Genomic DNA, 26,151 nt, shown 5'->3' on the forward strand with positions numbered 1-26,151 from the left:
GGTTGTTCTCCTTATTGAGCCAGGGGGAGGCAGTGATCGTTGATGTTCCGGTTAAAAACGGTTCCGGCGGGCAGCCAGGTGGTGGTGGGTTTATGGAAGCCGGTGGCCAGGTCCCAGCCGGCGAGGGCGACCGGTTTGGCCGCCGCGAAGACACTGGGCAGCAGGTCGGCGGTCAGTTCGACGGGGGCGAGAGTCAGGTACAGCGGTGCCGCACTGGCCGGCAGGGGCGGCGCCTCGATGCGGGTGTACCCGCAGACCCGCTTCTCGCCGCCCAGAGTGAGCAGGCCGCTGTCCGCCAGTCCCGGATCGCGATCCAATGCGATGACCAGGCGCACACCGTCGCGCAGGCGGACGTGGCCGGCGGAGTACAACCGTCCCTGAAGGACCTTGCGTTTCCCATCCATGGCGATGCCGGTGCGGGGTTCCACATCATACAGGTCGGCACCGTCGAGCAGGTCACCCGAAGCGATGGTGGTGGGCGGCGTGCGCAGGCAGTCCAGCCGCAGCCAAAAGCCGGCGAGCGACTGGGGATCGAGGGCGCGCACCATGGGCAAGTCTCCACCGGCGGAAGAATGCAGCCGCAGGGCGTCCGCGGCATTGGTAGGCGACATCGCGCGCAGGACGGTGCAGCCAACCGGGGCGTCGTCGCTGCCCGCGTGTCCATTTGACTCGAGGAACCAGTTGGCCGGGCAAGGGGCGTAGAGTACCTCTTTACGGGCGAGCAGCACGGCGGTCACCCGAAAAGGGGCCGGTTGACCGCTAGCGCCGATCAGCGCGGTCACCTCCTCCGGACAGTTCCCCGTGTTGTATGCGGCGAAGGAGATACCGTGCTGCTTGAGCACGGCGGTACGAATCGCCCCCTGGAGCACGGTGACCGGAGGCGGAAACAGGGCGGCCCGGCTCAGTTGTCCGGCTTCCAGCGGCTCCGCGCCGCGGAAGAACAGGGTATCGGCCGGGGTAAGGTGGTACCAAATTTTCATGCTTCCCTCCTTGTTGCGGGCGCTGCCAGAAAACGGGCGACAATCGCGGCCTCGGGGTTGTACCAGCCCGGCCGGTTCGACGCGCCGCGGACCATCAGGCCGGCCAGACGACCGGCGAACAATCTCTCATCCTGCGGTTTTTTCCCGGAATGGCCGACCTCGTAGGCAATCAGGTCAACCACCCTGTCCCGGTTCACCAGCAGTCTCGCTTCGTCGGCGGCCAGCGGGGCAATGGCCTGTTCCAAGTCGGCCAACCGGTACAGCAGGCTGCCGCCCATGAGGTCATCGCTGACCCCCTGCATCAGAAGGGTGAACGAGGCGAGCAGAGGTTCCGGTGGTGCCTCCGTGGCGGATAGGGGGGCAAACAGGTTCGGTTCGTCCCACTTCAACCAGAGGTCGCGATCGCCGCCGGATCGTTTTTTCAAACGGATCGCCAAGGCGTTGCGGCCCGCCTTGGTCTTGGCAATGCCATCGAGAACGGCATGGGCGTCGCGCAGCACCTCGCGCAGGGGGGCCTTGTGGTGAGCGATAACAATACCGCCTGATATGGAAATACCTGGCGCCGCCCCCAGGTGCATACCCAGTTTGCCGGTGCCGACCGGGCTTTGCCCATCCAGTTCCTCGGCGCCGTCGGCCGTGTAGCGGACAAAGCCCATGGTGTAGGCCCGACGGATGGCATCGGCCGCCGAAAGGACAGCGTCCAGAGGCAGAATTGCGCAGACGTCGTCACCGCCGGCGTAGATCAGCCGGCCACCGAGCCGGTGAATCACGGGGGCCACACCGTAGCGGGCGAAACTGTTGAGCCCGTCGGAGATGGCCGCGTGCAGGGCCGGGTTGAGCAGACGGGTAGTCGCCAACCGATCGCGAATCGGCGATGCGGGCTGAAAATCCCTACGCTCGAAACGATGCATCAATTCGGGATGAAGGACATCGGACCAGGTGGCGGTCAGAGTGGCCCCGTTGATCAGGTCGCCCATCTTGTCGCCATCCATGAGCAGGAGCGCATAGTACTTGTCGCGATCGGTGAACCGCACGCCCCTGGCTTTGCCTTCCGCGATGATCGTCTGCATTGGTCGCGACTGGTCGTCACCTCCCGAGTCGATTTCAGAGGTGTGCAGGGCGTCGATCAACTGCGGGTAGTCGCTGCTGCTGATCGTCACCTTGCCCGTCAGTTCCTGCAGGTAGCGATGCGCCGCCATCTCCGTTGTTGCCGGAAAGGTGTCCGCATTATTGAACACCTCGGCAAGCAACTCCTCCCGGTTGGTTTTCTTTTTCATCACCCCAGGCAAGAATCGCTTTACCGCGCAGACCGCGCAGAGACGCTCGTTTTCACCGACCTGGGCAAAACTGCCAGCGCTGTTCTCCTTCGCGCGGATGGATTGCCAAAAATTGCCCACCGCGGCCTTGTACTCGGCGGCCCCGGTGCTGCCCGCACGGCTGAAATCGTGCAGAACCTCGTGCTCGCCGCAGAGAGGGCACTTCTCCCCCTGCTGCGGCCGGCGGACCCGTGTGGGTTTGAGCTTGGCCGCGGCCAGCACCGATTGCACCAGGGTGTGGGAGGCGCCGTACAGGCGGGCGACCGCCCTGCCGCTCTGACCGTACCCGCCGGCAAAGGCGGCGATGGTCTCGTGTTCATCCTGCCACTTTTTCCGAGGCAGCAGCGCGTCGAGGGCGGCCCGGTCGTCCAGCCCGGCCAGACGGCAGGCGGCGTGGCTGAATTGCCAATAGTCGCCGACCTGGTGTTCGAACAACTCGGCCATCACGCTCCCACCGGCATACCGGTCGGCGAGGTAGTCTTTGACCAGGCGGGCCAGGCGAAGCCACTCCCGCTGCACCGTTTCCTCGATGCGGCGGCAGAGATCGCCGGTCCGGGAGTTCGGGCAGAGGAACACGAACTTGTTGGGGAAGGAGGCGATGGCCTTGCCGTTGGCGCGGTGCCGGCGCAGGGCCTCGTCCTGTTCCTCGAGAAACCGTTCCAAGTGGAACTCCTTGCCGATCCACGATTCCACCAGCATCTGATCGTGCAGGGAAGGGTAGAGGATGTGGTCCGGCCCGAGGGTTTCGGCCACCTGGCGGATCCCGGCGAAGGCCAGGTAGGAGAGGATCACCGAGCCCACCCAGTGGTCGCGAAGTTTCCGCGCCTTGCTGATGAACGGCTGCACCGGGGTGATGGCGAACACCGCCAGAGAAACATCCCTGTCCGGATCGGCGGCCAGACTGGAGCCGATGGCCGAGGTCAGGCCCAGGTGATGCCAGAGCGGGTGGTCGGGCATGCGGGAGTCGGCTGGAAGTACATCCCATGCACCGCGCAAACCGCCGATGTCTTTTTGGCGCAGGCGTTTTTTCAGAGCGAAGAAAAGGTAGTGATAGAGCGCCCGCGCCCATTCTTCAGGGGTGTCCCGCCAGTTGTAGTGGCCGCTCAGAGGCCGGTCCTCCTCTGGGATAGCCTGCAGTTCCTCAAAGGTTTTGCCAAGACCCAGGTCGCTCATCAACAATTCGCGCAGTTCTTCGTGGATAGCGCCCACTTCCTTTTGCTGCATACCAAGCCGCAGAGTGCATCCCTTGACGAGTGGATGGGTGAGTATCGGGTCGGCGCTGAAATCGATCGCGCCGTTCTGGGCCGGGTCGGCACTGTATTTGGGCAGCGCGGCCCGGGTCAGTCCCGAAGCGATCCGGTCGCCGTTCTGGTACGAATCCTTGGCCGGCGTGACCGCGTTCAAAAGGTTGGCCAGGTCGGCGGCCAGGGATTCATGCCGGCGGATGTCGAACATCTTGTGCACCGGGTCATGCAGCCAGAGCGAGAGTTTGTGCTGCCAGTAGTTGTCGTGTGTCATCGTGTACCCCCGCAGCGGTGGAAGTGTTTGTTGGCGTCGAGGTGGGCGTGGACCGACCTCCAGATATCCAATGGGGGCCCCAGATTGTTCTTCCAAGGTTTGTCTTCCGGCAGGCAGTGCGGCAGATGGAGGATTCGTCCCACCATCTGATCGTCCGGGCTGCGCTTGACCATGAGCCGCAGCTGCGAGGGCATGCGGCCATTGTTGCCGCCCCACTCAGTGAGGGCATGATTTGTCACGGGGTAGCCGAGCAGATGCCTTTCCTTTAAACCCTGCGGCTTGATATTGATCTTCGTGCGTAGCGTCATGTAGGTCTCGGCCAATGATTGCATGGTTGCTTTCCAGTCACCCTTCTGCACATCGACCTCCCAGCAGAGAACGCCCTTGCTGTCAGCACCGAGCAGGGAAGGATACTGTCTGCCCTGTTTATCGCTCACCAAATGGGAGACAGGGGCCGTTGCAAAGGTCTGGACGTCCTTTTTTGCAAAACCCTCCCCCGACAAAGAGAGGGACCCCCAGCCGTTCCTGGAACGTGAGCCGATAGTGCCAAAGGCATCGATGTAGTGGAGCAGGTCGACCATGTGTGCCTTTTCTTCGCAGGGAAACGAAAGAAGGAGGTTCGCCTTGCTCCCCGGTGCGATGTATCGTTTGCTATTTTTCAGAGTGATGGGGCCAAAGCCCAGGTACAAAGCGTTTTCGACAGCCATGCCGCCCTTCACTTCGGGATGGGGTGTCTTTCCGAAAAAAATCCCTTTTTCACTCAGAAGAAAGGCGCCCTCAACAGGAGTCAGGGCCAGTCGTACCCTGCTGGCGCTGGCCTGGTTCTCGTCCAGCACCGAGCCGAACAGGTCGCCTTCCGCCTGCAGCAAGGCCGTATGGTTGGCTAACCGGCTGCCGACCGCCACCCGCCACCACTGGCGGAGCAGGTTTTTGAAAGGTGCCGCCCGCAACTCGGCGTTCTGGTCCGCACCGCCGAGAAAGGTCGGCGTCAGGAACTCGACTGTGAGTTGCAGCGTTTCCGTTTTGTGGTATCTGGTGATAATCACGTATTTGCCTCCTGTTTCATGAGATCAGCCGCCGCTCGGCTAATTGGGTGATGATAGTTTCCAATGTGGCAAAATATACGTTCCCCTTTTCTGCCACATCCTTTTGCGCTTCAGCTTTTGCAGTCCACGCGTGGTCAAAGCCGTTCCTTGTATCGACCAGGGGTTTTACGATTTGCCTCAATTTAGGCTCCACTTCGGCATGCTGTAGCGTTTCGAACCAGGGCGTAAGCGTTAACTTATCAATTGCGGCTTGTCCGTTGAATCGCCAATCTTCCGGGGTATATTGCATCATGTTGACAAACACCTCGGCGAAACGACCCCGGTATTTCCTGCCATCCCCACATTTCATTTGCTTGCTGTACTTTCCACTCAGCCCCGCCATGCCAATCGATCCCACCACCTCGCGCATGGCAGTGAAGGCCTGCATGAACAAGCGGTGTTCAAGCAGGACACGGATGATCACCAACTGGCTGTCGAAATAGGCGCGATCATAACGGCCGCTGGGAGGGTAATCAGTTGCCAGTGTTCTGAATTTGTTCCAGACCAGATCGAGCATCACCCGAGCAGAGCCGGATACCCGATTGCGGGCCTGTTCGACCCGGTCCAGGGCTAAGCCTACCTTTTTGCCGATGTTGTTCACGTCCACGTTGCGGATGCAGTCCGTCATCTCCTCGAAGGCTTCGATCAGTGCTTCATCGGCCAGCGGCTGCAGGGCCTCGATCCGAGTGGTCCGGGCCAGTTCACCGATTTTTCTGGCATTGGCATCGTCGGCCAACCGGGACACGGCCTCGGCCCAATCGTTGATCACATAAAAATCGCGCATGTCGACGATGGGATGCACCTTGTCCCTGTTCGCCACGTCGTACCAGGCATACAGGGCGTGAACCACGGCAACTCCTTTTGCGCGCTGCAGAAAGCCGATAGCGCTGGAAAAGACAATCGGCACGGCCCGCATGCCGTGGGTGAAGTCGAGGATCAGGGTGTCGTTGTCGTTGACTATGTTGAGCAGTTGCTCGAACCACCCCCACTGGTTGGCCGCGGACATGTCCGTGGGCACCAGCGGTTCAGGGACGACCGGTTCCGGTGGCTGTGCCAGGTGTTCCCGCAACTCCTCCCGCAGGAGATCCAGATGTTTTTCTTTCGACTCTTCGGTGCATAGAAAGACAACCTTGTCCACCGGCCCCTCGTCAGCTGCCTTTTCCTCGAGCAACTTGAGAATGGCAGTCTGGGCGAAACAGGCGGTGACCGTTGTGACCGATTTTCCGGGCCAGTTATAGGAGGCCCGATCGTAACCGGGATCTTTGTGCTGCACTCCCGTGCCGAGAAAACTCACGAAAATCTTTGCCATGAAGTGCTCCTGATCTGTGGTGAAGAAAAAACCTGCAGCATGTGTTTCACTGCCACGCCATCGTCATCTTGCCCAACCCGAACACTGTCTGTTTACCGAGATTGACCCGTCCAACGTATTCGAGCAGAGGCACGAATTCGTTCAGGTCACCCCGGTATTCCACGAAGCCGGCCATACCGCCGAGGGAAACCTTTTTCTCCTGACGGTTACTGAAACGGAGCAGTTCCTTCCAGTGGATCGTGGACTCGGTCGTTCCGATCTCCTCGGCCATCTGGACCAGACCACTGTAGTCCAACGTTGGGTCACCTTGGCCGTAGGCCTTTTCCAGAGAGGAGATGCGCCGCAGCGCCGCCCGGATGAGCACATGGAAGGGAAGGTCCCGTTGCAGCGTGTTGTCCTGCTTCAACCTGAGAGGGGTTTGCAGAGTTATACGTATTTCCTTCACAGGTTGTTGCGGTTGTTCACCCAACTGCAGTGAAACTGGGTCGGTCGGGCGGTCAAGCATGCCGCCATGGTGGCTATCGTATACTGTTGCGTCGCCGGCCATAATTTTTTCCAGGGAAAAACGACCACGGCCGTGCCTGCCTCCGGCACCGACTCCCATTCTCACCCATCTGCTGGACGCTATAAACGACGTGGGGCAGGAAATCGATGCCCCGTCCGATAAGCAGAAGAGAAAAGCTCCATGGTTCACCGACGCGTCGGAGGCCATTAGTATTTTTCCCCGGCTGAAGAACAAATGGATGTGGCCTGGCATTGACCTTGCGGCCGGCATCGTCAGCGTACCGTTCGGTCTCGAAGACCCAGGCGTAGGCGCAATTTTTGCGAAGAATGCAGGTAGAACATTGCTGATTCTTCAAAGCGCAGCTGCTATTTTTCAAAGCCCATCCGAAAGCTCCACGAAGTGCCGAACCAAGATAATCCGGCAAATACACCTCCGACTGCCATGTGCACGTAAAGTCATATTGTTGAAGTTGAATGGCCATTATTGCCCGTATCTCCTGAAAATAACATGCTTGAATGTATGTTCGAGCCGTACGCTTCCATCATCCAGGTGCCGCTCCTCGGCTTGCCTCCTGGTAGTGGAATAGATCGGAATCAGTCCGTGCTGCAAGGCATGCTGAACCAGCAGGTAGCAGGCCCCGAACTCGCCCTGAATCAGGATAAAATCTCCCGCTGCAGATTGTTTTTCCAGCCACGAGCAAACAGGGACGAGAATATCCTTCAGCGTCGGAGAGTCCGGGGGGATAGCGGCCCAGAGACTTCTCAGTTCTTCCGGCGGCAGGACGATCTTCGTGACCGTCAATTCGCGAGACAGGGCCTCGCGTTGATCCTCCGTGAGAGTGTGGTTGAAAAACAGAAAGACTCTGGGCATGTTTGTTATATTCTCCTCTTGCAGATCGTGTTTTCATCTTGTCCTGATTGTCTATACGGGCTGGCCGGTCGATTTTTGGACATGGGCGCTTTTTTTTTATCGATAACTGAAAGGAAAAAACGTCGAACGATTCCGGTGGAGGTGTTCCAGCATTCGTACCGTCTCAGTATTCTCCCGTAATCCCGAGAAATGTTGAGAATGCAGGTATCCACTCGTCAATACCCGCTGCCGGACTTCCTCGGCTGCCAGCAAATCCGGCTCGTCGATAAGGCTGCGATACTGCAGTTCGGCATAGACCTGCAGCGCCATCGCCTGCATCGTTTCTCCTCCCGCCAGACAAATCGCGGCCGCCCGCTGCAGGGCCGTCCGGCACTCTGCAACCAAACCCGCCTCACCCAGCAGACGGGCGAGATTGAGGAGAATGAGCTGCCAGGGATGCTGAAGATGACGCGGTATCCTCTGACCCAACTCCGCAGTCAAGGCAAGGATATCCTTCGTATCAGGGGTGATCTTCATATCGGCCAGGGCCCGGACGATCAAGGCCAGGGAGAACAGCCGCACTTCCTGTTTGCCGCCAGCCAGATGGACAGCCTGCTCGAGCCATCGTTCCGGTCCGTCTCCAGGTTGAAGCCCCAAATAATGGTTCAACCACTGTCCGGCCTGCGAATAATCCTCGCGATCGAGATGGCCATATACCCGGTACAGCGACAGGCGCCGCTTTTCGGAATCGTACTCCCGGTCGAACGAAGTCTCAGCCTTCACGGCATACTCTTCCAGCCCGGCAAACCACTGAGGACCACAGAAGCCGCAGTTCTGACTGAGGGTACCGTACATCGCCCCCAGACGTTTGTTGGGCCGGTGAGCGATACGGTTCCTCGCCTCCTCTTCGCTCAGGAGCCTTTGGATATCATCCGGGATCGCCATGGAAAAATGATATCTATTGAACCGTTCCGCGACGAACAAATGGTTCCAGGCCGTAAGATGCTGATCGGCCGTGACCCGGGTTTCGAGGGTCTGCTGAAATTCCTTCCACCGACCAACGCTGCAGGTGTCGCCGATGTGGTTGGCAAAGGCGATCCGATTGATGCACCATTCGTACACTGTCTGGACGGCATCGATCTCCTCATGATCGATGAGTTCCTGAAGGGTTTCGATCGAGTAGAGGTCGGCCAGCCAGTCGGCCCGGGCAGGATCGAAGCTGCAATGCTGCAACGCCTTGACGGCGTAGTGCAGAAAGTCGCCGGGATGAGCACCGATATTTCGCAGTGACGACCGGCAGTCCGGATGGTGCAGCAGGGGCAGTGGGAGTTCATGCAGCCGGGAAAGCAGCAGTCGTTCTCTGGCCAGGAACGGCCGGAATTCCACCAGTACCTCGGGATTGTTGTCGATCAGGAGGTATTCCAGATCGTTCAATGCCTGATCCAGGCTGGTGCAGGGAATCGGAACAACAGGGTCGGTGACCTCCGGCCAGTTCGATGGAACGACGAACATCGAATGTCCACCATCGAACCTGGCGATCCGGCACTTTTCCGGCACACCGTCGACGGCGACGACCTTGCCGTCTGGCTGCAGGCCCCCGGTGGCAAAGACTCCATCCGGCCAGGACAATCGCCGATCCAGCAGATACAGGGCAAGTGCTATCGGCAGGGCAAGAGAGCAACCCGAGATGGGGGGAGAATCCTCCCGCATCAGCGGGACCAGGACAAGCGTCCTCCCGGGGAGGAGATGCAAACTGGAATAGGCGGTATAGGCGATCTGCAAAGCCTCCAGGCTCGTCGGGGAAAAATTGGCCGCCACCTGCAGAGAATCTTCTCCCGGTACCAGTCCGGCGAGGACATGCACGACCCGTCCTCCCGATCCACCCCGGGTGGTCAGCAGCGGCATGACCAGCCAATTGGAACCGCTCAGGGAGGAAATGGTTATTTCGGGAGCGACGGCAGAGAATAATTTCAGGAATTCGGCTTCACAAACGTCTTGAGCAGGCGTCCCGGCCAACGAACTGAGCAGGTGGCGTTGCAACAATCCTCGCAACCCGAGGGGGGTGGCGGCCAGCAGTCGCTGCCAGGTTTTCCCGTCAGGCAATGGTGAACGACAGGAGCGACAGAGGATCGACTCGGCATGGGGAGGTGCATCCAGGAGCAGTCTATGCAGCTGTTGCCATGAACACATCAGACCCGGCACTTACTCGTACCTGATGTAACGCAGAATGATATCGGATTTATCCGGCGGTTTTTCCAGGTCCCGGATATCGAAGGCCGCCCAGAATATACAGTCTGTGGAACCGCAGGAACCGGGGATTGGGTCCATCAATCCTGTTGCAGTCTTCAACCAGCAGAAAAACTCATCGAAAGCGGGTTGGACTTCGGCGAAGACACCGCCGACCAGCAATGTCGAATCGAGAAGATCAAGATGATTGATATCGAAGTGACTGATGTCGAACTCGCTGATCGTCCCGTATCGGCAGGTGAAAATGATCGCCGATAACGTATCTTTCCCATCGGCGGCGGCAAGCGGCAGGGCGTCATCGGGGATCACGGTGGAAGCCAGAATGTCGGCAAGAGTGATTTCCGCCGTGTCGTTGGTCCGGCAATGCAGACCGAGTCGCGTCAGCTGTTGGCGAACGGCGGCCGGAGGCTGACCCAGCAGCCACTCCCGCGCCGAATTGGCACCAGTGGTCCCACCGTTCGCCTCGTTTCCGTCGGCAATTTTCAGCACTTTGCCCATCGCCTGACGAGCGAAGAAAAAACCCGTTTCCACCTCCATGTTGCGGAAAAACCAGAGCAGCGCCCCCTGCTCGATCACACCACCTGCGACGACAGTGGCTGTTTCCCGACATGCGGTCAGCACTTCTTCGGCAACCCGGCCGACAGGGGCGACAAGATGGTCGGCACAGAGGGAATATCGGTTCCAGGTCTCAACGAACCCGTGGCAATCGGGCTGAAGCGACACATCCCCCGGCCCCGAGAAATGCTCGTCATCGCATACCTGCATCACTGACACAATACCGTCGCCGGTCTCCTCGACGACCAGAACCACCGGTGCCGAATAATACCTCGCTTTCTCCCCCCAGCCACCGAGACTCGGTTTCACTCCCCACAACTCGCCGACTTGCGGATGGACTGCGGCATCCTGAACCAGGGAACTGGGTTCGAGGGAAAATCCGAGGGGTGGTTCCTCAACTGCCTGTCGACACCAGGGGCAGAGATCGAGGTGAGAAGCGAGATCCGCGGACTTCCCGGCGGCACGCAGGACATGATCCGGAGGGCAGCACCGGCTCCGCCATGCCCTTTGCCAGGATTCGCGGTCGATGGTGGGATGTGCGTTTGAATTGATCATGGCATACATTATTTCCTTACATCTTCTTACGGACCGGAACATTTATTTTTGGCCAGTCCGACCAAGCTCTCGATAAAAACTTCCGCGACATCCTTCTCCAGATCCTCCACAGGCGGCCCAGGCCACGTGCTGCAGAACATCCGGATCTTTTTCATCACTCTGGTGAAAATGCTGTACGCCTGATTATGGCTTTTCAATGCCAGGATTGTGGCGATTTCCTGGTAGGAACGGGGGGTGTCGAGGGATCGCCAATAAAAGACGCAACATTCTTCACGAGTCAGCAGATCCACCAGTTGGACAGCAAGAGGAGCGATGGACTGCAGCTGTTGCAACCGAGCCAGGCGGGTCTCGCTGTCTTCGCTGGTGGAGGTCAGCGTATCCGCAACAGTCCTTTCCCCCTGATCTTCGCTGGAAGCGGATAACAGTTGCGGCTTATTCAACCAGGCGTGAACGGTCCCAAGGTACCTGACAATTTCCTTGACCGCAAACCAGCGTACATCAACGGCGACCCGGTTGGCATGTTGCCTGAAAAAATGTGCCGTCGAGATCAGCCACTGCCGGGTAACGCGGATGTCGCCGTCATCCCCGATGTCCAGGCTCTCGGGTGGCGGCGGCCAGTCGGTATATGTTTCATTCGCCAGGACATTGCCATTCGGCAATGAAACCTCCAATTCATCTTCGACACCATGGGGCATGAAATAGAGCAAGCCGTCATTTCCGGTAGCACTATGGAATTCATCTCCACTTTTGACTATTTCTCGAAAACGGCGATACAGGTAGCCGATCGGGTTGTCCCGTTTGCTCCTTGCCCTTTCCTGGATGTCCCAGATGAATCTGTTCCACTGCAGGTCGAGGAACAATCGGAAATTGCCATTCAGTAGAATCTGCACGAGATTTGGTTGTCGTCGCAGGCTGTCCTCCAATCCGGCCAGGAGGAAGACCAGGAAATCATGGACCGCCTCCTCGGCTGCATTCCCACGCTCTGACTGCCGCGTCTCCCGGCCATATTCTTGCCATGGCATGGATCCCGACCAGGAAACAGCAATTTTTTTCGCTACAAAAGCCGCAATGTCGCCATAGCCCTGAGAAGAGGACAACCAAGCTCTGACGCGTTGCATCAACTGCTCCGGAAGAATCAACTTTTCCTCCTGTTGTCGATGATACAGGACGCCGGAACTTCTCCAAGATAGATCAGATTACGAGAAAATCGCTTGTCCAGCGGCAGAGTGAACGAGCACGTCTCGACCAGATACGACCTCTTGTCCGTCTCATGATCTCTGCCATTGATCAGCCTGCAACCTTCTCTGATATAACGGTTCTGGCCCGGGGTTCCCTTGGTCGAACAGGGGCAGAGGAAATGTCCGGTCTGGGAAGCGACCAGAACAAAGACGGGGTGGGTGATATGCTCTTGTCGGAAAGTGGCGGGGAAGGAACCGGTCAGTTGCTTGAGCTCCGTGTCGGGAGCATCTGCAAAAAGCATATTTTCCTTCCAGAGGGCGAACGGAATGGAACGGATACTGCCGCTGAGGATGGAAAGATCCGGTCTCCTTATAAACTCGACAACTTCGCTTTTTCCCGGGGATTGTCTATTCTTTTTCTTTCTTGTCATGCCTGACCGGATCCCTGACTATATGTCGTTCACATACGCGATAAAACAAATGAATTCATTGTTGCTGGATTCAACCGACAAAGTCAAGGCAGAGATGCCCAAAATGAACGGGGAATGTTCTATTTTATGCCAACAACAATTTAATTTTACACAATATTTTTCTAAAATCTATTTTTGATATGATTGTTGGTTTTGGGTCTGCAACCGGTTGCTGAGCATATCTGCTCCAACCTTGATGCGCTGAGAGCTTTAGGAAGAGAGGGAGAAAGAGAGAAAAAGTAGTCGGCCGTATTGCCCGTGGATTTGTCGAGACGCTTGCACAGCGTGTCCGATCAGCGGAAGACAGGGGAGGTGGTGAGGCGAGAGGATATGCGGCAATAGCAATCCTTGCCATCACAGTTGCTCCCGGTCGGGCAGTAAAATTGAGTAAAAACTGGTTTTCATGCCATTGGAATCAAAATTTTAATCATTTTCGCCACGAAAAGGCCGTATGGTTTTTATTGAGCTGCGAATTCAGTCACAACATTCCGTTTATTTGATGTTTTTAGGCACAACTATCCACCCGTCCTGCCGTTACTAAACCCGATAGCGGTGAAAAACCATCTCAACCTTTGCATGATGGCCACCTCGCTCACCCGGGTGTATGCCTGCCACCTCGACAAAACGCCTTCTCGGCGGCATGCGGTCAAAGGCCGCAACCATTTCGCCTTTTCCGATGTCCGGCGATTGATTGCCCAAGATGCGTTGGACAAGGATTTTCAATTAGTTTGCCCACTTCCGCGTAAACCAATCGAAAATTCCGTCGCCGTCGCGTTTATGAGGCTCGCCGCATGAAACTTTTACGGGAAACTTCAGTTCAGATACTACCTCTGTATACCCGAAAATCCGTCGCCGGTGCAAATGCCGAGCAATTTGCCTTCAAGGGGGGGATATGAGTGCCGGGAAAGATGGCGATCAGAAAGTGTTTGACCGCATCATTCACTGGATCGGTATTGTCGGTCGGATTGATGACACGGCTCCATTCCAGAAATGCCTGGGCGGCCGGGCCAGGCGTGATCAATATGGGCCGGGTCGAATGTTGCAGGCCATCTCCAGAACCCCTTGACTGACAAGGCCCTCCAAGCTCCAGACCCCGCCTCCATATTCGGCTGAATTAATCGTCTGTATTATCGGCCGCGGTGGGGAGTGCCGTGTGCTGTTGGTCGAAATCCATGACGATAGTGTTGTCAAGGCCGCTGCTCGTATCGACCTTGGCGTCGGGATATCGCTTCAGGAAGACCCGCATCATCGCTCGATTGCCCTTCAGCACAGTGGCCACAAAGCCGCGGAATTTGTTTTCCTTGGCAATGGACTCCAGCAGCGGCAGCATCAGGGAGGTGACTCCCAGGCCCTGGAAATCCTCGCGGACGACAAAGGCCACCTCCGCCCGACCAGTGTCCCCTTCGTCGGCATAGGTGCCGATAGCCACGATCTCCTGGAAACCGCCGCTCTGGACCAGGCCGATGATCGACATGTTCTTGTGGTAGTCGACGCTGGCCCACTGCTGCTGGGCATGCTCGTGGGAGAAAAGCTTGCGTTTATAGAAGAAGCGCTTGAAGATGGTTTCCTCTTTCAGTGAGTAGAAGAAATTGCGATAGGCAAATTCGTCCGACGGCAGCAACGGCCGGAAATCGATGGCCTTGCCGTTGCGCAGCGTGACGCTCGATTTATAACCTTCGAGGAAGATCAGGTCATCCTGGGCCGGCGGCATCTGGTCGGCGAAAATGTAGTGGCGCTTCTTGGCCACATCGATCAGCTCTTCCCTGAATTTGGGGTGGGCGATCTGGGCCAGTTCCATCACCCGCTGGTAGATGCTCTTGCCCTTGAGTTCGGCTATGCCGTACTCGGTGACCACGAAATTGACGTCACCGCGGGTGGTGGCCACCCCGGCCCCCTCGCTCAGACTCGGCACGATGCGCGACACCTTCCCCCCCTGGGCCGTGGACGGCAGGGCGATGATGGTAAAGCCCCCTTTGGACATGGCGCTGCCGCGCAAGAAATCGACCTGGTCGCCGATGCCGCTGTAGAACAGGTAGCCCATGGAGTCGCTGCACACCTGGCCGGTGAGATCGACCTCCAGGGCCGAGGAGATCGAGATCATGTTGTCGTTGCGGGCGATGACCACCGGGTCGCTGACGAAATCCGAGGCCCGGAAATAGAACTGGGGGTTGTCGTGAACGTACCTGTAGAGCTCTTCCGAACCCATGCACAGCGAGGCCACCACCCGACCGTCCAGCAAGGTCTTCTTCTTGTTGGTGATGACGTTGTTTTGCAGCAACGGCAGAAACGAGTCGGTGATCACCTGGGTGTGGACCCCCAGGTCCTTCTTGTCCTTCAGAAACGGCAGGATCGCGTTGGCCAGGTGGCCGAAGCCGACCTGAATTGTCGCCCCGTCCTCCACCAGTTGATTGACGTAATAGGCGATGCGGGTGATCACCTCCTGGTTCTTCAGCTTCGGAATCGATTCCACCAGGGGTTCCTCGAAGGGGACGAGATAATCGATGTCGTCGACGTGAACGATGCAGTCGCCCCAGGTGCGGGGCATGCGGGGATTGACCTGGACGATCTTCAGCCGCGCCGCGTCCAGCCCGGCCTTGGTGATATCGACTGAGACCCCGAGGCTGCAGTAGCCGAAGCGGTCGGGCGGGCTTACCTGGACCAGGGCCACATCGAGGCCGATGCGACGGCTGGCGAACATGTTGGGAATCTGGGAAAGGTAGGCCGGCAGGTAGTCGATCCGGCCCTCGAAGGCCGCCTTACGCATGCTGGCGCTGATGAAGAACAACTTCAGGGCGAAGCGACGGGAAAAATTGGGATCGTCGACATACTTCGACAGGGTGATGGAAAGCATCTGATAAATCACCGCATCCTGGAGGATGGGACTGCCCACCATAGAGTGAATCAGGTGCTGGGGTTCGCCGCAGGCAGTGCCGATGAAGATACGGCTGCCGTTCTTGATCTTCGAGAGCGCCTCGTCGGCAGTGACCACTTTTTCCGGGCAATACACCTTGAGATCCATCCGTTCCCCCATGAAGAACCTGCTGTGCTGAACCGATACATCGCCTGTTTACCGCAGGTTTCCGAAAATAGGCTTTTCACGAGTCCATCAATTTTCATTTTCTCGTACACGATCATCGTTTCACAGCGTAGCCATCTGCGCAGTTCTAATCGTTTGTTGAGGAAATAACAGGATACTCTCTAAACTCCCTGGAAATCAAGTTCCTCCTGCTTTTTCGAATTTCGCTCGACCCAGCAACCGTTCGGCATTTCCGTGAAGAATCCTCGCTTTGATGTCGTCTGAATAGGGCAGCGCCAGCACCCTGCTGATAAGCCCCTCCTCATCCAGGGGGATCGCCGGCCAGTCGCTGCCGAACAGGAAACGGTCGGCGTACTTTTCGAGATTGGGGAAATAGCGGGGGAGGTGCCGCGTGGCGATCCCGGCAATACCGATATGGACATTGCGGTGCCTGGAGATCATCCAGGCGGCCCGGTCGTACCAGAACGGCCGTCCGCCGTGTTCCATGATGATGGTCAACTCCGGAAATTCATCCGCCACGTCATCCAGCAGCAGCGGATCGGCATATTTGATCCGCGTCCCCGGGAAAATCGATGAACCGGTGTGAAACATGACCGGCAGGCCCTGCGATTGAACGTAAGTGTCTGTCCACACATAACTTGAACAAACACGGATTGACGGTTATGCTGTGGAGATGGATATTCACACAGAAACATCGGTACGCGAAAAGCTGGATTTACTTGCGCCTCTCTTTGACGAACAAACTCGTCGGCTTTGGGCTGCAGCCGAAGCCCAAGTACTGGGTCGTAGCGGAATCTCACTCGTTGCACGGGCGACAGGGCTGTCACGCACGACAATTCATCAAGGGCTAAAAGACCTTGTCGAGTTGCGCGAAACGAAAGGTTTGGAGAAGAAGAAACGAATTCGTGCGGTGGGTGGCGGGCGCAAGCCAATTGACGAGTACGACCCCACGTTGCGGCGGGATCTTGAGCTGTTGGTAGACCCGGTCACACGGGGTGACCCGGAGTCCCCGCTTCGCTGGACATGTAAAAGCACCCGACAACTCGCTGCTGCGCTTGTTGAGCAAGGTCATGTGGTGGGAAGGCAGAAAGTTGCCGACCTGTTGGCGGAGTTGGGTTATAGCTTACAAGCGAAACGAAAGACCAAAGAAGGCTCGGCAAATCACCCTGATCGAGACCAGCAGTTCGCCTACATCAATGAGCAGGCGGTTGCCTTTCAACAGCGAAAACAACCCGTCATTTCGGTGGATACGAAGAAGAAGGAATTGGTGGGCGAGTTCACGAACGGGGGCCAGGAATGGCAACCGAAGGGTGAACCGGAGCAGGTACAAGGGCATGATTTTCCTGATCCGAAACTGGGCAAGGCGAACCCTTACGGGGTGTACGATCAACATGCCGATGTCGGCTGGGTCAGTGTCGGCACGGATCACGACACTTCCGAATTTGCAGTGGAAAGCATCCGTCGCTGGTGGAACAAGATGGGGCGGCTGCGCTATCCGGACGCTGCCGAACTCTTGATTACCGCCGATGGTGGAGGGAGTAACGGCTATCGGGTTCGCCTGTGGAAGGTGGCACTGCAAAGATTCGCAAACGAGACCGGGTTACGCATTTCGGTCTGCCACTTCCCTCCGGGCACGAGCAAATGGAATAAGATCGAACATCGCATGTTCAGCCACATCAGCATGAACTGGCGGGGCAGACCATTGATCAGCCACGAAGTCATCGTCAATCTGATTGGTAGCACAACGACCCAAAGCGGGTTGACCATTAATGCCGAGTTGGACACCAACCTTTATCCAAAAGGCATTCGCATTAGTGATGAGGAACTGGAAACGGTCAACCTGACAAAAGCTTCGTTCCACGGCGAATGGAACTATACAATCGGCATAAAATGTTCAGGTTAATTTTTGACGGACCCTGAGTGATGATGAGGCCATAGAATGGATTGAATTCTGATACAATCTATCAAACGCATCACCGAAGGGCCGGGACAGAGCGATCTGGACCCGGCCTTTCCTGTTTCTGGTGGGCGAAAGTCGGCCACTGCGGCAAAACCGGCCACGGTCTTTCAACCAAGTTGTCACCCTGTGGGGCAGGGCCGCCACTCCTGGCAGGAAGGCGCCCGTTGCCATATATTCAGCGCTACAGCGGCGCCGGGTCTCGCCATTCGCAGATCTGATCGAGAATGGAGAAGTACCGCTCTACCTTCTCCATATCTATTTCCTGCCCGTACATCTCCATCATTCGTTCGATGGCGGATGACCGGACCAGGTCGATCACTTCATAGATACTGTAGTTGCCATAGAGATCACAGGCAGCATCGATCAAATCCTCAAGCTGGTCCTTCATATCCTCCCCCCTGGGAAATAGGAAGGATGGCCGGCGATTCTGACAGATCGATTACACATGGGTTCCTGGCGGGGACGGAACCGCTTCAAGGCCAGCCACCATGATGACGATCGGATTGCGGATGGTCGGACGACTGAAGGGGAAACTGGTATGAAGGAAAAAAGGTTGGACAATGGTTGGACAAATCGACCGCAAAACAGAAAAGAGCTGCAGAGACACACCCTGCAACCCCTTATTTTATTGGTGCCCCCGGCAGGAATCGGACCTGCGGCACCAGGATTAGGAATCCTGTGCTCTATCCACTGAGCTACGAGGGCGTAGTTGATCGGAACGTGCGGAATATTACCTTCATTTCGCAAAACCGCAATATTTTTCCATCCCGGCGCCTGGTTTCAGCTGATCTCGCCATCCTTTGACATGGTTTCCCCGGTGCCGATCGTCTTCCGGCTGAACGATTCCCGGCGACAGTAGGAATCGATGACGCAGTTGCGGCCGACCTTGACCCCGGCCGGTACACCGACTCCCTTGCCGACCAGCGTGATCCCGGTGTAGAGATGCTTCGGGTGCTGCCGGTTGGGGGTATCGTGGCCCTCACCGACCCCGATGTGCACCCCTTCCCCAACCTCCACCTGTTTGTCGAAGATCGCGAGGTCGACTACCGCTTTCTTCTTGACGATACAGTCGGAAAAGAGAATCGAATTCCGGACGACCGCCCCCTTTTCCACGACAACGCCTGGCGACAGCACGGAGTTGATGACCGTTCCCTGGATGGTGCACCCCGAAGAGATCAGCGAGGTCTGTACCTGGGCCTCGGCCCCGAAGCGGACCGGCGGACGATCGGCGGCCCGCCCCTCGGCCTCGACATTGGTCCGTATCCGCCATTTTTCCGGGGAGATGCCGCTCTCCTTCCTGATGATGTCCATATTGGCTTCCCAGTAGGCCTGGATCGTGCCGACATCACGCCAGTACCCGTAGAAGGGATAGGCAAAGGTGTTGTCATGGGCAATGGCATGGGGCAGGATATGCATGCCGAAATCCACACCGTTCTTGTCCCGGGCCAGAGAGTCGAGGAGATAGCGGCGATCGAAGACATAAATTCCCATCGACGCCAGGTTGGTCCGCGGCACCTTCGGCTTCTCTTCCCAGTCGATGATCCGGTTGCGGTTATCGGTGACCCCGGCCCCGAACTGATGGATCTGGCTCTTCGGCACCACCATCATCGCCACCGTCACGTCGGCCTTCTTCGACCGGTGGTATTCGATCATCGCGTCGAAATCCATGTGATAGATATGGTCACCGGACAGTATCACCACCTCGTCGGTCGGATTCGAGCCGATGAAGTCGATATTGCGGCGGATGGCGTCGGCCGTCCCCTTGTACCAGTCGGAGTCCTTCGAACCGGTGCGGGGCGGCAGAATCTTGACCCCGCGGGTCCGGCCGGTCAGGTCCCAGGCCTCGCCGGCGCCGAGGTGACTCATCAGCGACAGGGGTTTGTACTGGGTCAGGACCCCGACCTTTTTCAGACCGGAGTTGACCACGTTGCTCATGCTGAAATCGATGATCCGGTAGATGCCGCCGAAGGGTACGGCCGGTTTGGCCCGATTCTGCACCAGGATATTGAGCCGACTGCCGACACCGCCTGCCAACAGGAGAACCAGGGCTTCCTTTGCTGCAATCATCTGAGCACCTCCCCCGCTGCAACCACCTTCTTCCACCGTCCGCTCCCCAGGAGCGGATAGATTGTGGCCCCTTCGCCGATGACCACCTGATTGGGAATGATGTTGTTCCATCCGACTACCGTTACCGCCTCCGCCTGCTGCCCGGCCTCGGCGCCCACCACCACCCCTTCGCCGAAGGTGTTGTTGACGTCGGCGACGACCTTGCTCAGCCGGCAATTGCGACCGATGTGGTTGTTGAAGAACAGAACCGAATCCTCGATGACCGCCCCTTTTTCGACGATGACGCCGGGGAAGATGATCGAGCGCCGCACCGTGCCGTCGACCACACTGCCGTTGTACACCAGGCTGTCATGCACCGTGGCGTCATCGCCGACCACCACCGGCTGGAAATCGCGGATGCCGCGATGATCGAGGTTGGTCCTGAAGCCCCATTTCTCCATGTCGATGAGCGGCGCCTTGCCCAGTAGATCCATGTTGGACTGCCAGTATTCCTCGATGGTCCTGGTATACCCCCAGTAGCCGCAGAATTTATAGGCATAGACCCGCCCACCGGCCTTCATCAGCCTGGGGATGATATCCCGCCCGAACTCGAATGAGACATCGTTCTGATTCTCGTTGAGCAACCGGTACATCACCTCGGGCTTGAAACAGAGCACCGTCAATGAGGCCCAATCCGACTCGGGCTCCTGCGGCTTCTCCCAATAGGCTGTGACCCTGCCGCCCCGCGCCCCGTCCTCATCATCGAGCGCGGCGATCCCGAACCGGTGGGCCTGATCCGGCTTCACCCGGATGACCCCCACGGTCAGGTCGGCATCCTTTTCGCGATGATAGGCGATCATATGCTGGTAATCCATCTTGTAGATGTGATCGCCGGACAGGATGAGAATCTGCTCCGGTTCATAATACTGGACGAAATCGATATTTCTGTAGACCGCATCGGCGGAACCGCGGTACCAGTTCGTCTGGTCCGAGCCGATATAGGGGGGGAGGATCGAGATGCCGCGGTTGCGGCCAAGCATGTCCCAGGCCGCCCCGGTGCCGATATGGTTGATCAGTGAATAGCTGCGGTACTGGCTGAGGATCGCGACCCGTTCGATGCCGGAGTTCATCAGGTTGCTGAGGGCGAAATCGATGACCCGGCCGAATCCGCCAAAGGGCAGGGCCGATTTCGGCCGGTAATACGTCAATACGTTGAGCTCGTCGACCCGGCCTCCCGCCAGTATCATTGCGAGTGTCGTCGGCTTCAGCATTCATTCCCCCATTATGAAATGCAGACAGGTAACGTCGTTGAGCAGGGATGAACCCCGTGCAAAACCATCTTCAGACTACCCTCGGCGTCGATACCGTCGTCACCGCCGGACCAGCTCAGATATGACTGCTGATCAGTCGTTTCAAGCTGTCCGAATTGAACGGCCGGTCACCCAGGGCCAGATTTTTCAACGGCACCTCCGCCCGAGCCGCCTCCTTGTGTCCCCCTGCGGAACCGACCGAACTGAATATTCTCGTGGCCAGTTTACCGGCACTCTTGCGGTAGCCATCGCAACGGAAGATCACAATCAGCCTCTCACCATGGATTCCGGAAACGAACACCCAGTCGATCTCACCAACATGATTGAGAAAGTCGGCGATGATCACCAGCACATCGGGACTGCGAACCTTGCCGAGATGGGTATAATAGCGCCGCTTGGAGTATCTCAATTCCTGCATGGCAAGAGTGAAATAGCGCAGTTCGGAACGCCTCAGGTCCGTCAATTCGAATTTGCGGACCAGGTCCCGGTTGGCGATATTGAAGAGGTAGCGGAAGGCGATGCCGTCGGCCAGCAATGATTTCTTCTCAAAATTCTCGGTATCGACCTTGATGCCGTAAAACAGCGCTGTCGCCAGCGAGACCGAGGGTTTCAGTTCGGCAGCCCGGAGATATTCGACCATCATTGTCGACGTCGAACCGTAATCGGCGCGGATGTCGACAAAGCGAACGCCTTCCCATTTGCTGGTCGGCGGATGGTGATCGATAATAACATCGAAATAGATTTTTTCGAAACAGGGCAGATGATCGGGTTGGGAGTCGACCATTACCTTTTTGCGGTAATCGTTGAGTTTGACGTTGTTCAGCCGTTCGATCGGGATCTTCAGCCGCTCGACCATGGCGACGTTGTTGAGGCGGCGAATCTCGTTCGGGTGGGCGATGACGACGTTCTTGACCCGGTAACGGAGCAGCCTCTTGACGGCCATGGCGCCGGCCAGCGCATCCGGGTCGGCGTTGATTACGACAAGGACATCATCGTCCTTGTCGAAGACATTCCAGAAAGCCTGAAGACGTTCTTTCGCGGTCTGCTTCGAAGCAATCGTGCAGAGGGAAGAGACAACGTTTTTTTGAATTTTTGCCATGTGTTACAGCATTGGCATCCGGTAAGGGAGGATCGCGCGGCAACCTGCTCGCCATGTATTCGCTGGAAACAGGCGCACAAACAGGGCTGGACGCGAAAATGAAGGAGCAGCCCGGATCATTACCGCCGATACAGCCCGCCACCGACGCGACAGGTCCCCCCGACTTGTCATCGAGGCTCGCATTGTGGCGCCGATGCTGCAATAGCCGGATTGCCAGCCACCTCCTTGAAGTTTCAGCCCCGCCCTCACACCTGGTATGGATGCAGCGGAACAGCCTGACCCTTGCTTTCCAGCCGCTGGTTCCAGCCGGCTTGCAAGCATCGCCACAGGTGTTCAATATAGCACACGGATTTTCGAAAAAGCAAGGTTTAGCCGCTGTCCTCCCCTTGCGCCTTACAGCGCCGCACCCCCTGGAGCGTCTTTCCGGACCGCCGTGGAAGGCCCTTGACGCAAGGTGCCGATAATGGTACCTAGACTGGATTGGCGGGCAGTTCTCTTCCTGGGCGGACGATCTCTTTGCCGTTTTCAGAATCGCTGCCACAGCATGTCAACATCATTCAACCGCCTGATTGTTTCCTACCTTACACCGGGGGCACATTCGTGCCGAAAGGGTGTCACGCTGTCTGGTCTTTTTTCCTACACTCCCTGCACCGGAGCCAGTCCCCGCACAACGCGATGCCATCACCCATAACGGAGCCATATCGCCTTGAAATTGCTGGACCACTACCTTCTTGGTCAATTCATTAAATATTTCTTCACCGTCAATGTCGGGTTCGTTGCCATCTATCTGTTGATCGATTTTTTCGAGAAGATCGACAACTTTTCCAGGGCCGGAAAATCCTTCGTGCTGGCGATCAAATTCTTTCTCCTTAATATCCCCTTCATCATCGACCAGATAGGGCCGATCCTCGTTCTCCTCTCCGGCGTCATCACTCTCGGCATCCTCAATCACACCCGGGAACTCAACGCCATGAAAGCCGGCGGCATACCGCTCAAACTGATCGTCAAGCCGCTGCTCATCGGCGGTTTCTGCCTCACCCTGCTCTTCCTGGCCGCGGCCCAGTTCCTTCTGCCCAAGACCATCTCGGCGACCAACAACATCTGGTACGAACAGGTCAAGGGCAAGGTGCCCCTCGGCATCCACAGGAACGGCCGGTTCTATTACAAGGGCAAGGAAGGCTTCTATTCCTTCGAATGGCCGCACACCGACAATTATGTGTTCAAGAATTTTTCCTATTCCCGCTGGGACGAAAACTACAATATCCGCACCCTGATCAGCGCCGATTGGGCGGATTGGAGTGAACAACGGGGTGAGTGGATACTGAAGGAAGGCCAGATCCAGGTGGCCAATAAAGATGCGACCTACAAGGTCAGGAATTTCAAGTACTGGCAGACCAGTCTGCCGGAACATCCCGAAAACTTTCTCGTCCCCGAGTACCAGGCGGCCGAGCTGTCCCTGACCGGACTGTTCCTCGACATATTCAAAAAGGAAACCGACCATGAAAAACATCGTGCCTGGGCGGAGTTTCTGAGCCGGATCTCGTACATCTTTCTCGGCTTTCCCCTGCTCCTGCTGGGGCTCCCGATTCTGCTCATTTCCTACCAGAAATGGGGGCGCGATCTCTCCATCGCCATTCCCGCCAGCTGCGGTCTCGCCTTCTTCGCCTGGGGGGCGTGGGGCGCCCTTCAGTCTCTGGCCAGGGCAGCCTATATCCCGCCGTTGTTCGCCGCCACCATCATCCATCTGATCTTCGCCGGCATCGGCATATATCTCCTGAAGATGCAGGACCAGTAATGGACACGGTCATCAACGACACAATGCGAGTCGGGATCGTCGGTATTCCTTCACTTTCGATCATCGGCATGCTCGAGGAGAGCGGCGCCCAGGTCTTCGACCTCGACGAACCCATCATCAGGAAGGATATTGACGCGGCGTCGCCATATCTGCCCCAGGTGTACTGCGCCATCCTGCGGACCGTGATGATCAATGCCATGGCCCTTGACCTGGACCGGATCTACATCGATGTCGGTCCCGGCAAGTGCGACAGCGCTCTCCATACCGCCACGATCCTGGCCGATCTGCTGCCCGGTACCGCCATCATCCCGACCAGGAACCAGGACAGCGTCAATTTCGGTACGCCCCTGTGCCGGACGAAGATGCCGCTCATCGACAGGATGTCGGCCATCACCGCGGCGGTACGGAAGACGAAGCCGGCGGTCGAGGCCCCTCCCTGTCTTCCCACCGCCGGTTTCTGGGGGGTGCCGCCACGGGATTTTTCGCTGCTCACCCTCTTCCCCGACACCACCCATATCTACGGCTGGGCCCGCTGCATGGAGAACAAGACCCCTGACAACAAGGAACTGGAGGAGCATTACAACCCCGAGGTGCCGACCGTGTTCTTCGCCCAATCCTTCTGTGCCAAGACGGCGCTGGCCCAACACCTGGCGCGACGGCATCCCCGCGGGCTGTACCTCGACTGCGACGTGACCGTCGGCAACAGCGCCAAGGCCAAGATCCAGGCGTTTCTCGAACTGTCGGGGGTCCGCTGTGCTCCTCGCTGATTTCGGCACTTCCTACATCAAGCTCCTCGACACCGCGCAGGAAGGAGCCGGCCCTCGGATCATCCCCACCCGGGATTTCGATCGCAACTGGCGGGTGGATATCGCCACCGGCCATAACGGCAGAAAGTATGCCGACTACTACGTCAACGAATTGACCGCTCTGGCCCGCGGCGGCGAACGGCTGATCCGCGAAGACTGTTATACCCTGCTCGATTGCGGCAGCCGGGACATCAAGTTCGTCCGCTATGAACACGGACAGGTCAAGGATATGGGGTGGAACGCCGAATGCGGGGCCTCGATGGGCTTTACCATCGAACTGCTGGAGAAATACTACGACCTCGACTTTGCCTCACTCGCCGTACCGGCCTTGTCGTTCTCGGTGACCTGCGGCGTCCTTGGCATGAGCCACATCTTCGATGCGGTGATCAACGGCCAGAGCGAATCCGAGGCGGTTGCCAGGTTCGTCAAAGGGATCGCCCTCAATGCCTACAATTTTGCCGGCAAACCCGACCGGCTCTATCTTTCCGGCGGTCTCTGCGCCAACCCCCTCTTTATCCGTTCCTTCCCCTGCAACCTGGTGCCGCTCGGCCGTTTTGTCCTTCTTGAAGGACTCAAGGGAGCACTTGCCCTCATCGGCGAACACCCTCATTAATAACCGGGTGATTGCCGATCGAGAGTGTGCAGGCTGGGATTGCCAGCCATGCCTGGTGTGCAAACAAAAAAGGCCTGCAGGAATATCCCGCAGGCCTTTGGCTGTTATCGTGCGAAACAGAGGCTTATTTCTTTGCCGCCGGTTTTTCGATGGAGCGCAGATCGACCTCAAAGACCAGAACCGCCCCAGGCTCGATGACTGGAGGAGCACCGTTGTCGCCATACGCCAAGTCGGCGGGGATGACTATCTTATACTTCGACCCGACGTTCATCAGTTGCAGGGCCTCGCTCCAGCCGGGGATGACCTGGCCCACAGAGAACACCGCCGGCTCTCCCTTCTTGATCGAATTGTCGAACTCCTCACCGTTTGCCAGGGTGCCGACATAATCGACCTTGACGGTGTCGGTCGCCTTCGGTTTGGGTCCGTCTCCCTGCTTCAGCACCTCATACTGCAGACCGCTTTTGGTGACGGTAACTCCCTTTTTCTTCTTGTTCTCTTCCAGAAAGGCAAGACCGGCCTTCTTATTCTTCTCCTGCAGTTCTTTCATTTTTTCGGCCTGACGGGCCTGCATTTTTTCAGCATACTCTTTCTGAACCGCGGCAATCTCCTCTTGCGTCAGCAGATTGTTTGAGCCGCCATAGGCATCCTGGATTCCCTTCATCAGGATATCGATGGAGATATCGTCACCCATGCCCTTGAAATAAGTGCCAACGTCCAAGCCCATGCTGTAGCTCAATTTCTCCTGAAATGTTGAGAGCTTCCCTGCTTCCTTGGCCTGCTCTGCGGCGACGGCGGACATCGGACCCCCACACAGCAGACTGACCGCGATCAGTAGTATGATTTTTCTCATTCCTCACTCCTTTTGTCTTCGGACAGATATGCAGGCACCACTCGCGGCACCTCTCTTTTTTCTTCCCC

The 26,151-nt window shown here is 57.5% G+C and carries 22 protein-coding genes and 1 tRNA gene; 6 read left to right on the top strand and 17 right to left on the bottom strand.

The window, feature by feature from the left end; genetic code table 11:
- Positions 1 to 11: 11 nt before the first annotated feature.
- The 9 genes from ACWGKN_RS17995 to ACWGKN_RS18035 form a co-directional block, all read right to left on the bottom strand.
- Positions 12 to 980 carry a type III-B CRISPR module-associated Cmr3 family protein gene (locus ACWGKN_RS17995; protein ID WP_452095746.1) on the bottom strand — a complete coding sequence of 323 codons (969 nt, stop codon included), beginning with the start codon at positions 978 to 980 and terminating at the stop codon, positions 12 to 14.
- Complete coding sequence (gene cas10 / locus ACWGKN_RS18000) at positions 977 to 3,814, bottom strand: type III-B CRISPR-associated protein Cas10/Cmr2 (protein ID WP_452095747.1); 2,838 nt, start codon at positions 3,812 to 3,814, stop codon at positions 977 to 979. The genes ACWGKN_RS17995 and cas10 overlap by 4 nt, the downstream gene beginning before the upstream one ends.
- Positions 3,811 to 4,860, bottom strand: coding sequence for an RAMP superfamily CRISPR-associated protein (locus ACWGKN_RS18005; protein ID WP_424253079.1), 1,050 nt, complete (start codon positions 4,858 to 4,860; stop codon positions 3,811 to 3,813). Before ACWGKN_RS18005 ends, cas10 begins: the two co-directional genes overlap by 4 nt.
- Before the next feature lie 16 nt (positions 4,861 to 4,876).
- Positions 4,877 to 6,208, bottom strand: a complete 1,332-nt coding sequence (gene csx2 / locus ACWGKN_RS18010) for a TIGR02221 family CRISPR-associated protein (RefSeq protein WP_452095748.1) — start codon at positions 6,206 to 6,208, stop codon at positions 4,877 to 4,879.
- 46 nt (positions 6,209 to 6,254) lie between these two features.
- Positions 6,255 to 6,755 (bottom strand): CRISPR system precrRNA processing endoribonuclease RAMP protein Cas6, encoded by a 501-nt coding sequence (gene cas6 / locus ACWGKN_RS18015; protein WP_452095749.1) that lies wholly within the window; start codon positions 6,753 to 6,755, stop codon positions 6,255 to 6,257.
- A gap of 438 nt (positions 6,756 to 7,193) precedes the next feature.
- Complete coding sequence (gene csx20 / locus ACWGKN_RS18020) at positions 7,194 to 7,583, bottom strand: CRISPR-associated protein Csx20 (protein ID WP_452095750.1); 390 nt, start codon at positions 7,581 to 7,583, stop codon at positions 7,194 to 7,196.
- A 96-nt stretch (positions 7,584 to 7,679) separates the two neighbouring features.
- Positions 7,680 to 9,752, bottom strand: coding sequence for a hypothetical protein (locus ACWGKN_RS18025; RefSeq protein WP_452095751.1), 2,073 nt, complete (start codon positions 9,750 to 9,752; stop codon positions 7,680 to 7,682).
- Between the two features lie 12 nt (positions 9,753 to 9,764).
- The gene (locus ACWGKN_RS18030) at positions 9,765 to 10,919 is read right to left on the bottom strand and encodes a hypothetical protein (RefSeq protein ID WP_452095752.1); all 1,155 of its coding nucleotides are present in this window, start codon (positions 10,917 to 10,919) and stop codon (positions 9,765 to 9,767) included.
- Between the two features lie 26 nt (positions 10,920 to 10,945).
- Positions 10,946 to 12,058 carry a hypothetical protein gene (locus tag ACWGKN_RS18035; protein ID WP_035230003.1) on the bottom strand — a complete coding sequence of 371 codons (1,113 nt, stop codon included), beginning with the start codon at positions 12,056 to 12,058 and terminating at the stop codon, positions 10,946 to 10,948.
- Between the two features lie 218 nt (positions 12,059 to 12,276).
- Between ACWGKN_RS18035 and ACWGKN_RS18040 the strand changes: the two genes are divergently transcribed.
- Both ACWGKN_RS18040 and ACWGKN_RS18045 read left to right on the top strand, forming a co-directional pair.
- Positions 12,277 to 12,534, top strand: coding sequence for a hypothetical protein (locus ACWGKN_RS18040; protein ID WP_452095753.1), 258 nt, complete (start codon positions 12,277 to 12,279; stop codon positions 12,532 to 12,534).
- Positions 12,535 to 13,119: 585 nt separating this feature from the next.
- Positions 13,120 to 13,362, top strand: a complete 243-nt coding sequence (locus ACWGKN_RS18045; protein ID WP_452095754.1) for a hypothetical protein — start codon at positions 13,120 to 13,122, stop codon at positions 13,360 to 13,362.
- A 319-nt stretch (positions 13,363 to 13,681) separates the two neighbouring features.
- Here ACWGKN_RS18045 and ACWGKN_RS18050 read toward each other — a convergent pair whose 3' ends face one another.
- The gene (locus tag ACWGKN_RS18050) at positions 13,682 to 15,586 is read right to left on the bottom strand and encodes a GNAT family N-acetyltransferase (protein ID WP_052159997.1); all 1,905 of its coding nucleotides are present in this window, start codon (positions 15,584 to 15,586) and stop codon (positions 13,682 to 13,684) included.
- A gap of 195 nt (positions 15,587 to 15,781) precedes the next feature.
- Positions 15,782 to 16,237, bottom strand: a complete 456-nt coding sequence (locus ACWGKN_RS18055; RefSeq protein ID WP_424253510.1) for an amidohydrolase family protein — start codon at positions 16,235 to 16,237, stop codon at positions 15,782 to 15,784.
- 40 nt (positions 16,238 to 16,277) lie between these two features.
- Here ACWGKN_RS18055 and ACWGKN_RS18060 point away from each other — a divergent pair, with 40 nt between their 5' ends.
- Complete coding sequence (locus ACWGKN_RS18060; RefSeq protein WP_452095755.1) at positions 16,278 to 17,507, top strand: ISAzo13 family transposase; 1,230 nt, start codon at positions 16,278 to 16,280, stop codon at positions 17,505 to 17,507.
- A 238-nt stretch (positions 17,508 to 17,745) separates the two neighbouring features.
- Here the strand turns inward: ACWGKN_RS18060 and ACWGKN_RS18065 are convergent, their stop codons facing one another.
- The 5 genes from ACWGKN_RS18065 to ACWGKN_RS18085 form a co-directional block, all read right to left on the bottom strand.
- Positions 17,746 to 17,952, bottom strand: a complete 207-nt coding sequence (locus ACWGKN_RS18065; protein WP_452095756.1) for a hypothetical protein — start codon at positions 17,950 to 17,952, stop codon at positions 17,746 to 17,748.
- A gap of 241 nt (positions 17,953 to 18,193) precedes the next feature.
- A tRNA-Arg gene (locus ACWGKN_RS18070) sits at positions 18,194 to 18,269 on the bottom strand.
- Positions 18,270 to 18,344: 75 nt separating this feature from the next.
- A complete protein-coding gene (locus ACWGKN_RS18075) occupies positions 18,345 to 19,631 on the bottom strand; it encodes a glucose-1-phosphate adenylyltransferase family protein (protein WP_035232174.1) in 1,287 nt (428 codons plus the stop codon).
- Positions 19,628 to 20,857: a glucose-1-phosphate adenylyltransferase family protein gene (locus ACWGKN_RS18080; RefSeq protein WP_452095757.1), complete on the bottom strand. Its 1,230-nt coding sequence runs from the start codon at positions 20,855 to 20,857 to the stop codon at positions 19,628 to 19,630. Before ACWGKN_RS18080 ends, ACWGKN_RS18075 begins: the two co-directional genes overlap by 4 nt.
- A 139-nt stretch (positions 20,858 to 20,996) precedes the next feature.
- Positions 20,997 to 22,019 (bottom strand): DHH family phosphoesterase, encoded by a 1,023-nt coding sequence (locus ACWGKN_RS18085; RefSeq protein WP_052160230.1) that lies wholly within the window; start codon positions 22,017 to 22,019, stop codon positions 20,997 to 20,999.
- A 706-nt stretch (positions 22,020 to 22,725) separates the two neighbouring features.
- Between ACWGKN_RS18085 and ACWGKN_RS18090 the strand changes: the two genes are divergently transcribed.
- Genes ACWGKN_RS18090 through ACWGKN_RS18100 form a run of 3 tightly spaced genes read left to right on the top strand, consistent with a single transcriptional unit; the run spans position 22,726 to position 25,233 of the window.
- Entirely contained in the window at positions 22,726 to 23,814 is a 1,089-nt protein-coding gene (locus ACWGKN_RS18090) for an LptF/LptG family permease (protein ID WP_035232179.1), read from the top strand.
- On the top strand, positions 23,814 to 24,581 hold the full coding sequence (locus ACWGKN_RS18095; protein WP_035232181.1) for a hypothetical protein: 768 nt from the start codon (positions 23,814 to 23,816) through the stop codon (positions 24,579 to 24,581). Before ACWGKN_RS18090 ends, ACWGKN_RS18095 begins: the two co-directional genes overlap by 1 nt.
- Positions 24,568 to 25,233, top strand: coding sequence for an ATPase (locus ACWGKN_RS18100; protein ID WP_035232182.1), 666 nt, complete (start codon positions 24,568 to 24,570; stop codon positions 25,231 to 25,233). Before ACWGKN_RS18095 ends, ACWGKN_RS18100 begins: the two co-directional genes overlap by 14 nt.
- A gap of 124 nt (positions 25,234 to 25,357) precedes the next feature.
- On the opposite strand, the gene ACWGKN_RS18105 is transcribed toward ACWGKN_RS18100, so the two are convergent.
- A complete protein-coding gene (locus tag ACWGKN_RS18105) occupies positions 25,358 to 26,083 on the bottom strand; it encodes an FKBP-type peptidyl-prolyl cis-trans isomerase (protein ID WP_035232184.1) in 726 nt (241 codons plus the stop codon).
- Positions 26,084 to 26,151: the final 68 nt, after the last annotated feature.

It is taken from the genome of Desulfoprunum sp., from assembly GCF_053613775.1.

Coding starts and splice junctions, on each gene's coding strand:
- ACWGKN_RS18030 (WP_452095752.1), bottom strand. CDS start 10,919: ATGATCAATTCAAACGCACATCCCACCATCGACCGCGAATCCTGGCAA.
- ACWGKN_RS18025 (WP_452095751.1), bottom strand. CDS start 9,752: ATGTGTTCATGGCAACAGCTGCATAGACTGCTCCTGGATGCACCTCCC.
- ACWGKN_RS17995 (WP_452095746.1), bottom strand. CDS start 980: ATGAAAATTTGGTACCACCTTACCCCGGCCGATACCCTGTTCTTCCGC.
- csx20 (WP_452095750.1), bottom strand. CDS start 7,583: ATGCCCAGAGTCTTTCTGTTTTTCAACCACACTCTCACGGAGGATCAA.
- ACWGKN_RS18040 (WP_452095753.1), top strand. CDS start 12,277: ATGTCCGGTCTGGGAAGCGACCAGAACAAAGACGGGGTGGGTGATATG.
- ACWGKN_RS18065 (WP_452095756.1), bottom strand. CDS start 17,952: ATGAAGGACCAGCTTGAGGATTTGATCGATGCTGCCTGTGATCTCTAT.
- ACWGKN_RS18085 (WP_052160230.1), bottom strand. CDS start 22,019: ATGGCAAAAATTCAAAAAAACGTTGTCTCTTCCCTCTGCACGATTGCT.
- cas10 (WP_452095747.1), bottom strand. CDS start 3,814: ATGACACACGACAACTACTGGCAGCACAAACTCTCGCTCTGGCTGCAT.
- ACWGKN_RS18080 (WP_452095757.1), bottom strand. CDS start 20,857: ATGATACTGGCGGGAGGCCGGGTCGACGAGCTCAACGTATTGACGTAT.
- ACWGKN_RS18075 (WP_035232174.1), bottom strand. CDS start 19,631: ATGATTGCAGCAAAGGAAGCCCTGGTTCTCCTGTTGGCAGGCGGTGTC.
- ACWGKN_RS18060 (WP_452095755.1), top strand. CDS start 16,278: ATGGATATTCACACAGAAACATCGGTACGCGAAAAGCTGGATTTACTT.
- cas6 (WP_452095749.1), bottom strand. CDS start 6,755: ATGGCCGGCGACGCAACAGTATACGATAGCCACCATGGCGGCATGCTT.
- ACWGKN_RS18050 (WP_052159997.1), bottom strand. CDS start 15,586: ATGGATCTCAAGGTGTATTGCCCGGAAAAAGTGGTCACTGCCGACGAG.
- ACWGKN_RS18105 (WP_035232184.1), bottom strand. CDS start 26,083: ATGAGAAAAATCATACTACTGATCGCGGTCAGTCTGCTGTGTGGGGGT.
- csx2 (WP_452095748.1), bottom strand. CDS start 6,208: ATGGCAAAGATTTTCGTGAGTTTTCTCGGCACGGGAGTGCAGCACAAA.
- ACWGKN_RS18095 (WP_035232181.1), top strand. CDS start 23,814: ATGGACACGGTCATCAACGACACAATGCGAGTCGGGATCGTCGGTATT.